The sequence below is a fragment of the Neisseria dentiae genome (genome assembly GCF_024580525.1).
Classification (GTDB): Bacteria; Pseudomonadota; Gammaproteobacteria; order Burkholderiales; family Neisseriaceae; genus Neisseria; species Neisseria dentiae_A.
Window position 1 is genome coordinate 1 of record NZ_JANIKQ010000037.1, and the last position, 7,699, is coordinate 7,699.

Annotated in this window: 7 protein-coding genes and 1 pseudogene; 4 read left to right on the forward strand and 4 right to left on the reverse strand. The window is 52.7% G+C overall.

The window, feature by feature from the left end; all coding sequences use genetic code 11:
• Positions 1-257: 257 nt before the first annotated feature.
• Both ubiE and NQ012_RS12505 read right to left on the reverse strand, forming a co-directional pair.
• Positions 258-995, reverse strand: a complete 738-nt coding sequence (ubiE, locus tag NQ012_RS12500) for a bifunctional demethylmenaquinone methyltransferase/2-methoxy-6-polyprenyl-1,4-benzoquinol methylase UbiE (RefSeq protein WP_257067909.1) — start codon at positions 993-995, stop codon at positions 258-260.
• Between the two features lie 14 nt (positions 996-1,009).
• Positions 1,010-1,432 (reverse strand): DUF971 domain-containing protein, encoded by a 423-nt coding sequence (locus NQ012_RS12505; protein ID WP_257067910.1) that lies wholly within the window; start codon positions 1,430-1,432, stop codon positions 1,010-1,012.
• Between the two features lie 141 nt (positions 1,433-1,573).
• Between NQ012_RS12505 and NQ012_RS12510 the strand changes: the two genes are divergently transcribed.
• The 3 genes from NQ012_RS12510 to NQ012_RS12520 all read left to right on the forward strand — a co-directional run bounded on the left by NQ012_RS12510 (position 1,574) and on the right by NQ012_RS12520 (position 3,915).
• On the forward strand, positions 1,574-2,131 hold the full coding sequence (locus tag NQ012_RS12510) for a hypothetical protein (protein WP_257067911.1): 558 nt from the start codon (positions 1,574-1,576) through the stop codon (positions 2,129-2,131).
• A 192-nt stretch (positions 2,132-2,323) separates the two neighbouring features.
• On the forward strand, positions 2,324-3,271 hold the full coding sequence (trxB, locus tag NQ012_RS12515; protein ID WP_257067912.1) for a thioredoxin-disulfide reductase: 948 nt from the start codon (positions 2,324-2,326) through the stop codon (positions 3,269-3,271).
• A gap of 152 nt (positions 3,272-3,423) precedes the next feature.
• Positions 3,424-3,915 carry a peptidylprolyl isomerase gene (locus tag NQ012_RS12520; protein ID WP_257067913.1) on the forward strand — a complete coding sequence of 164 codons (492 nt, stop codon included), beginning with the start codon at positions 3,424-3,426 and terminating at the stop codon, positions 3,913-3,915.
• 178 nt (positions 3,916-4,093) lie between these two features.
• Here NQ012_RS12520 and NQ012_RS12525 read toward each other — a convergent pair whose 3' ends face one another.
• Both NQ012_RS12525 and lon read right to left on the reverse strand, forming a co-directional pair.
• A complete protein-coding gene (locus tag NQ012_RS12525) occupies positions 4,094-4,363 on the reverse strand; it encodes an HU family DNA-binding protein (RefSeq protein WP_085365672.1) in 270 nt (89 codons plus the stop codon).
• 188 nt (positions 4,364-4,551) lie between these two features.
• On the reverse strand, positions 4,552-6,999 hold the full coding sequence (lon, locus tag NQ012_RS12530) for an endopeptidase La (RefSeq protein WP_257067914.1): 2,448 nt from the start codon (positions 6,997-6,999) through the stop codon (positions 4,552-4,554).
• Positions 7,000-7,411: 412 nt separating this feature from the next.
• Here lon and NQ012_RS12535 point away from each other — a divergent pair.
• A pseudogene (locus NQ012_RS12535) lies at positions 7,412-7,699 on the forward strand (leucine zipper domain-containing protein); the annotation flags it as partial.

Consider the following 7,699-nt stretch of genomic DNA (forward strand, 5'->3'; position numbering starts at 1 on the left):
TTGTCAAAGATGTCTACTTTGACGCCTTAATCAAAACCATAGGCGCACGCATGAGCATAGCGGCCACTGCCAGAGGATACCGCCATGGCTGGCGGCGGAATAAGTAGCCTATGCTATTTCGCATAATGTGAATTATGTTAAATTTTATAGATGGTACGATTGTAGCTATAAATAACAAGGCCGTCTGGAAATACCCTGCTTCGGGCTTTCAGACGGCCTTAATTTCAAACAAACCGCTCATTTAAGATTTTAAAAAATCAGTATTTCACGCCTTTGTGCAAGGCTACGACGCCTGCGGTCATGTTGTGGTAATCCACGGTGTCGAAACCTGCGTTGAGCATCATTTGTTTGAGGGTTTCCTGATCTGGGTGCATTCTGATGGATTCGGCCAGATATTGGTAGCTGTCGGCGTCTTTGGCAATCATTTTGCCCATCAGCGGCAGCAGCTTAAACGAATATAAGTCGTAAGCCGGCTCCAATGGCTTGAATACTTTTGAAAACTCCAAAACCAGCAAGGTGCCGCCGGGCTTTAATACGCGGTACATTTCTTTTAAGGCTGCGTCTTTGTGGGTCATGTTGCGCAAGCCGAAAGCTACGGATACCAGATTGAAATAATTGTCGGGGAACGGCAGTTTTTCGGCATCGGCCAGCGATACGGGCAGAATCAGGCCTTCGTTGAGCAGGCGGTCGCGGCCTACCGAGAGCATGGAGGAATTGATGTCGGTCAGCCATACTTCGCCCTCTTTCCCCACCCTTTTCGCCCAGCCGCGCGATAAGTCGCCGGTGCCGCCGGCGATGTCGAGCACTTTGTCGCCTTTGTTGAGGCGGGCGGTGTTGATGGTGAAGTGTTTCCACACGCGGTGCAGGCCGCCGGACATCACATCGTTCATAATGTCGTAGTTTTTGGCTACCGAATGGAACACTTCGGCTACTTTTCCGGCTTTTTCGCTTTCGTTTACGGTTTGGTAGCCGAAGTGGGTTTTATTGTCGCTCATTATGGATTCCTGTTTTAGTGTTTGCCGCAACCGCCGCTGCCGCAGCCGTGTTGCGGCACGGGCGCGGCTTTATCAGCTGCGGCAGGTATGCGTGATGCGCCCGCCGCTTCGATAAGGCGCAGATAGTCGGCCCACATTGTATCGTATTCGTGCGCTAATTTATATAAATAATCCCAGTCGTAAAGCCCGCTGTCGTGGCCGTCTGAAAACGTGATTTTCAGGGCGTATTGCCCCACCGGCTCCAAACCGGCAATGGTTACGCCGGCTTTGCCGGTTTGCAGGGTTTCCTGACCGGGACCGTGGCCGCGCACTTCGGCACTGGGCGAATAAACGCGCAGAAATTCGGCGGGCAGGCTTTTGGAGTGCCCCTGATAAACCAGGGTGAGCGCGGCACGGCTGTTTTGCAGGCGGATTTCTTCGGGGGCTTCGTGTTTCATATGCTGGATTCGGTGTGGAAAACTGCTATTTTAACAGTAAAATAAAACCTTTCAGACGGCCTTGAATAAGCACCGCCCTGCCCTATATTAACATTCTGCAAACCCTGCATTATCCTATTTTCTTTTTTTAATGGAAGAATAATGAAAAAAATCATTGCCTTATCCGCAATTTCTGCGCTGGCGCTGGCTGCCTGCAAAGACAATACGCAAGCCCAATTGGAGCAGCAGCAAAAACAAATCGAGGCGCTGCAACAGCAACTTGCCCAGCAAAACGCGCAGCAAGACAACACGGTTTACGAGCTGACGGCCAGCGCAGTGAAAGACACCATTCCCGCCGAATATCAGGCCAACGGCAACAATGGCGAGCCGGTAACGGGCACCGACGGCCAGCAGTATATTTACGACCAATCAACCGGAAGCTGGCTGCTGCAAAGTTTGGTAGGTGCGGCTGCGGGCGCGTTTATCGGCAACGCGCTGGCCAACAAGTTCCAAAAAGCCCGTGCCGACACGCCTGCGGTACGGCGCGCACAGGCCAATTATTACCAATCGGCCCAAGCGCAACAGCGCACCAGCCAGCAGTTGAATACCAAGTCGGTACCCGCGCAAAACAAAGCAGCGCAACCTAATTACCGCCAAACCACCAAGGCACCGTCCAACACTCGGCAACCGATGCGCCGCGGCGGCTTCCGCAGGCGTTAAACAACAGGCCGTCTGAAACTTTTTTAGACGGCCTTGCCTGTATTTATTCGGCTGCGTTCCAATCCGGATACTTTATATTTATGGATTCTATTGATTAACCAAATCATTTTCAGACGGCACACACTTGCCCCGCACCGGTTTCATAGTACAATTCCAGCCGTTTACACAACCGTTTTCAAGTAAGGAAAACCCATGAGCAAGCACCACAAACTGATTATTTTAGGTTCCGGCCCCGCAGGCTACACCGCCGCCGTTTACGCCGCGCGCGCCAACCTGCAACCCGTAATTATCACCGGCATCGCCCAAGGCGGCCAACTGATGACCACTACCGAAGTTGATAACTGGCCCGCCGATGCCGACGGCGTGCAAGGCCCCGAACTGATGGCACGTTTCCAAGCGCATGCCGAGCGTTTCGGCACCGAATTGATTTTCGACCAAATTCACACAGTCGATCTGCAAAACCGCCCGTTCACCCTGAAAGGCGATATGGGCGAATACACCTGCGACGCATTGATTATCGCCACCGGCGCTTCGGCCAAATACCTCGGCCTGCCCTGCGAAGAAAAATTCGCCGGCAAAGGTGTATCGGCTTGCGCCACCTGCGACGGATTTTTCTATAAAAAACAAGACGTCGCCGTGGTCGGCGGCGGCAATACCGCAGTAGAAGAAGCGCTTTATCTGGCCAATATCGCCAACACCGTTACCCTGATCCACCGCCGCGACACCTTCCGTGCCGAAAAAATCATGGTCGACAAACTGATGCAACGCGTTGCAGAAGGCAAAATCATTTTGAAACTGAACGCCGTGCTCGAAGACATTACCGGCGACGATATGGGTGTGAACGGCGTACGTTTGAAATATAACGACGGCAGCAGCGAAGAAATCGCTGTGCAAGGCGTGTTTATCGCCATCGGCCACAAGCCCAACACCGATATTTTCAAAGGCCAGCTCGACATGGACGAAACCGGCTATCTGAAAACCAAAGGCGGCAGCGGCGACAACGTCGGCCTCACCAATATCGACGGCGTATGGGCCGCCGGCGACGTGAAAGACCACACTTACCGTCAAGCCATCACCAGCGCCGCCTCGGGCTGCCAAGCCGCATTGGATGCCGAACGCTGGCTCGACCGCCAGAACTAAACAATCTGCGGGCCATCTGAATAAAACAGACGGTTCCCGCTCCCGTTTAGACATTCGCCACAAAGTTTTACAGGTCGGGCTGACAACCCGGCACTTTAGCTTTGCCGGATTATGTTCCCAATAGCCCGGCCTATCGATTGAAAGGATTTCCCATGATCAAACTTCACACCAATTTCGGCACCATCGGCATCGAACTCGACCACGAAAAAGCCCCCGTTACCGCCGCCAACTTCGAGCAATATGTGAAAGACGGTTTTTACGACGGCCTGATTTTCCACCGCGTTATCAAAGGCTTTATGATTCAAGGCGGCGGCATGGACGAAAGCATGAACGAAAAACCCGGCCGCAATCCGATTCAAAACGAAGCCCAGAACGGCCTGAAAAACAACAAATACACCATCGCCATGGCGCGTACCCAAGCGCCCCACTCTGCTTCTTCGCAGTTTTTCATCAACACCAAAGACAACACCTTCCTCAACCACACCGAACCGAGCCTGCACGGTTGGGGCTATGCCGTATTCGGCAAAGTAGTTGAAGGCCAAGACGTAGTGGATGCCATCGAAGGCGTGGCCACCAAACGCCACGGTTATCACGACGATGTGCCGGTGGACAACGTTGTGATTACCAAAGCGGAAATCGTATAAACCGAAAGGCTTTAAGCAAAACTACAGGCCGTCTGAAATTTTTCAGACGGCCTGTGTCTTTGCAAAATTACTCTAGTGCCCAGTAAACGCTGTCATTAACTTCTCCGGTTCGCTACGTTAATGACAGCAATACAAAAAAGCAGGCGTATGCCTGCTTTTGTTTTATATCCGCCGAATCTTACAGCGCGTCTTTCAGGGCTTTGCCTGCGCGGAATTTCGGGGTTTTGGCAGCGGCAATGGTCAGCGGCTCGCCGGTTTTCGGGTTGCGGCCTTGACGCTCGGCACGCTCGCCAACGTAGAAAGTACCGAAACCTACTAAAGTTACGGTATCGCCTTTTTTCAGCGCGCGGGTTACGGCATTGGTCATGCCGTCCAAAGCTTTGGCGGCTGCTGCTTTGGAAATATCTGCCTCTTGGGCGATGGCTTCAATCAGTTCAGACTTGTTCACAATAAGTCCCTTTCTATCGTTTGAAATAATGAAAGCCCCGAGAATCGGGCGTTTGGGTACGGTTTCGTACATCTGGCGACTTTATAACAAGCCTAAAATCGCCGTGTCAAGCGAAAAGATGCGGAAGATTGCGCTTTTGCGGGCTTTCTTTACAACAACCGCATCTTTTACAACACATTCCTACAAATTCAATGTTTGGTTGCTTTTACGCTTGACTTGCTTTCAGGGTTCGACAATGCAGCCTCAGCGGTAGTTCCTTCGTTTTTCCACGGTTCGGGCTGGCGCTCCAAACCTAAGGTCAGAACTTCGTCTATCCATTTCACGGGGTGGATGGTCAGGCCTTCTTTTACGTTGTCGGGAATTTCTTCCAAGTCTTTCACGTTGTCTTTCGGAATCAGCACATGCTTGATGCCGCCGCGCAGCGCCGCCAGCAGTTTTTCTTTCAAACCGCCGATGGGCAGCACTTCGCCGCGCAGGGTAATCTCACCGGTCATCGCTACGTCGGCGCGCACGGGAATCTGCGTAAATGCCGATACCATCGCCAGCGTCATGGCAATGCCTGCGCTGGGGCCGTCTTTGGGGGTGGCGCCTTCGGGAACATGCACGTGGATGTCTTTTTTCTCGTAGAAATCCGGTGCAAGCCCTACGGTTTCGGCGCGCGAGCGTACCACGCTCCAAGCGGCGGATACCGATTCTTTCATCACATCGCCCAGTTGGCCGGTGCGGATGATGTTGCCTTTGCCGGGCAAGGCTACGGCTTCGATGGTGAGCAATTCGCCACCCACTTCCGTCCACGCCAGGCCGGTAACTTGGCCGATGCGGTTTTCGTCTTCGGCCACACCGTAGTCGAAGCGGCGCACGCCCAGATAATCGTGAAGGTTTTTCTCGGTTACCTTCACGGTTTTGGTTTTCAGACGGCCTTTGGCGGCAGTGGTTTTCTTATCGGCGGCCAACGTAATCTGCATCACCACTTTGCGGCAGATTTTGGCGATTTCGCGGTCGAGCGAGCGCACGCCGGCTTCGCGGGTGTAGTAGCGGATAATATCGCGCACCGCGCTTTCGGCGATTTCCAGTTCGCCTTCTTTCACACCGTTGCGCTTCATCTGCTTAGGCACCAAATACTGCATGGCGATGTTGATTTTTTCATCTTCGGTGTAGCCCGACAAACGGATGATTTCCATGCGGTCGAGCAGCGCCGGCGGGATGTTGAGGCTGTTGGACGTGGCGATAAACATCACGTCGCTCAAATCGTAATCCACTTCTGCGTAGTGGTCGGCGAACTTGTTGTTTTGTTCGGGGTCGAGCACTTCGAGCAGGGCGCTGGCGGGGTCGCCGCGGAAATCGCTGCCGAGTTTGTCGATTTCGTCGAGCAGGAACAGCGGGTTTTTCACGCTGGCTTTGGCCATGTTTTGCAGGATTTTACCGGGCATCGAGCCGATATAGGTGCGGCGGTGGCCGCGGATTTCGCTTTCATCACGCACGCCGCCCAAGGCCATGCGCACATATTGGCGGCCGGTGGCTTTGGCGATGGATTCGCCCAGCGAGGTTTTACCCACGCCTGGCGGGCCGACCAAACACAGAATCGGGCCTTTGATTTTGTCCATGCGTTTTTGCACGGCCAAATATTCCAAGATACGCTCTTTTACTTTTTCCAAGCCGTAGTGGTCGGCATTAAGTACCAAATCGGCCTTGGCCAAATCTTTGCTTACGCGTGATTTTTTCTTCCACGGCAACTCCAACAGGGTGTCGATGTAGTTGCGCACCACGGTGGATTCTGCCGACATCGGCGGCATCATTTTCAGCTTTTTCAGCTCGGAAAGGCATTTTTCTTCGGCCTCTTTGCTCATGCCGGCTTCTTTAATCTGCTTTTCCAGCGCTTCGAGTTCGCCGCGTTCGTCTTCTTCGCCCAATTCTTTCTGAATCGCTTTTACCTGCTCGTTGAGGTAATACTCGCGCTGCGATTTTTCCATTTGGCGTTTCACGCGGCCGCGGATGCGTTTTTCTACCTGCATGATGTCGAGTTCGGCTTCAAGCTGGCCGAGCAGGTATTCCATACGCTCGGCGATGCTGACCATGCCCAATACGTCTTGGCGCTGTTCGAGTTTGAGTTGCAGATGCGCGGCAACGGTGTCGACCAGGCGGCTGTTGTCGGAAATGCCGTGAATGGTGCCGATTACTTCGGCGGGGATTTTTTTGTTCAGCTTGGCGAACTGGTCGAACTGCGACAGCAGGGTGCGGCGCAGGGCTTCCATGTCGGGGTTGTCGGTATCGGTGTCGTCGGCGAATTCCACATGCGAAACAAACAGTTCGCCGTTGTCTTCCACGCGCAGGGCGCGGCCGCGGCGTATACCTTCCACCAAAACTTTCACGGTGCCGTCGGGCAGTTTCAACACTTGCAGCACTTGGGCCACCGTGCCCATTTCGTGCAAATCTTCGGCGCGCGGCTCTTCTTCGTTGGGGTCGCGCTGGGCCAACAGAAATACCGGTTCGTCGTTGGCCATGGCCAAATCGAGTGCGGCAATAGATTTTTCGCGCCCCACAAACAGGGGCAGCACCATGTGCGGGTAAACCACTACGTCGCGCAGCGGCAGGGTTGCCAGTGCGGCGTATTCCTCAAAATGTTTGTCTGTTGCCATATCTTTTCTCTGTTCAAGTTGTTACTGCTATTTGTCGGATTGCCGCCCACATGGGGTTGGCAGCCCGCTATTTCAAGCCTTGAAAAAACAGCAAACGTTTATATCTTCAAAACACCTTTTCAGACGGCAGTATAATGGATTGCAAATAGTGTTTGCGTTAAAATATTGCTAGGGTCTGTTGATAATTAACCATCGAAGCGGTTTTTGAGGCAAAAACCGCGTATGCAAGGAGAAAAACGCAGCAAGGTTAGACACCTTGCGAGTATTTTCGACGCAGCAGACGTGGATTTTTGACCAAAAATCCGACGATGTGTTAACTGTCAACAGACCCTGGAAACGTATCAGGCCGTCTGAAAAGCGAAAAATGTAGGAAAAGCTAGCGTTGTTTACAGTATTTGAAAGACAATACTGCATGAACATCCATAAAAATACCCGGCTAACCCCGCATAACCGCCAGGCCATTTGGCGCGCTTATACACAAGACAAAATCAGTGTAACTTCGTTGGCACAACAATACCGTGTCAGCAGAGTAACGATTTACCGCATACTCAAAGCAGCCCGGTTGCGGCTACTCACCCCGCAAAAAAGCACCAACAACCGCTTTAAACAAGCCAAATACGGCATGAAACGCCTGGCTAAAGTTGAGCGGGAAATCGAAGAGAAACTCAAAAAACAGGCAAAGCGTTACAACAAATCCTAT

What these genes read in the sequence shown, in the direction of transcription:
- trxB (WP_257067912.1), top strand. Translation starts at nt 2,324, where the DNA reads ATGAGCAAGCACCACAAACTGATTATTTTAGGTTCCGGCCCCGCAGGC.
- NQ012_RS12505 (WP_257067910.1), bottom strand. Translation starts at nt 1,432, where the DNA reads ATGAAACACGAAGCCCCCGAAGAAATCCGCCTGCAAAACAGCCGTGCC.
- NQ012_RS12520 (WP_257067913.1), top strand. Translation starts at nt 3,424, where the DNA reads ATGATCAAACTTCACACCAATTTCGGCACCATCGGCATCGAACTCGAC.
- ubiE (WP_257067909.1), bottom strand. Translation starts at nt 995, where the DNA reads ATGAGCGACAATAAAACCCACTTCGGCTACCAAACCGTAAACGAAAGC.
- lon (WP_257067914.1), bottom strand. Translation starts at nt 6,999, where the DNA reads ATGGCAACAGACAAACATTTTGAGGAATACGCCGCACTGGCAACCCTG.
- NQ012_RS12510 (WP_257067911.1), top strand. Translation starts at nt 1,574, where the DNA reads ATGAAAAAAATCATTGCCTTATCCGCAATTTCTGCGCTGGCGCTGGCT.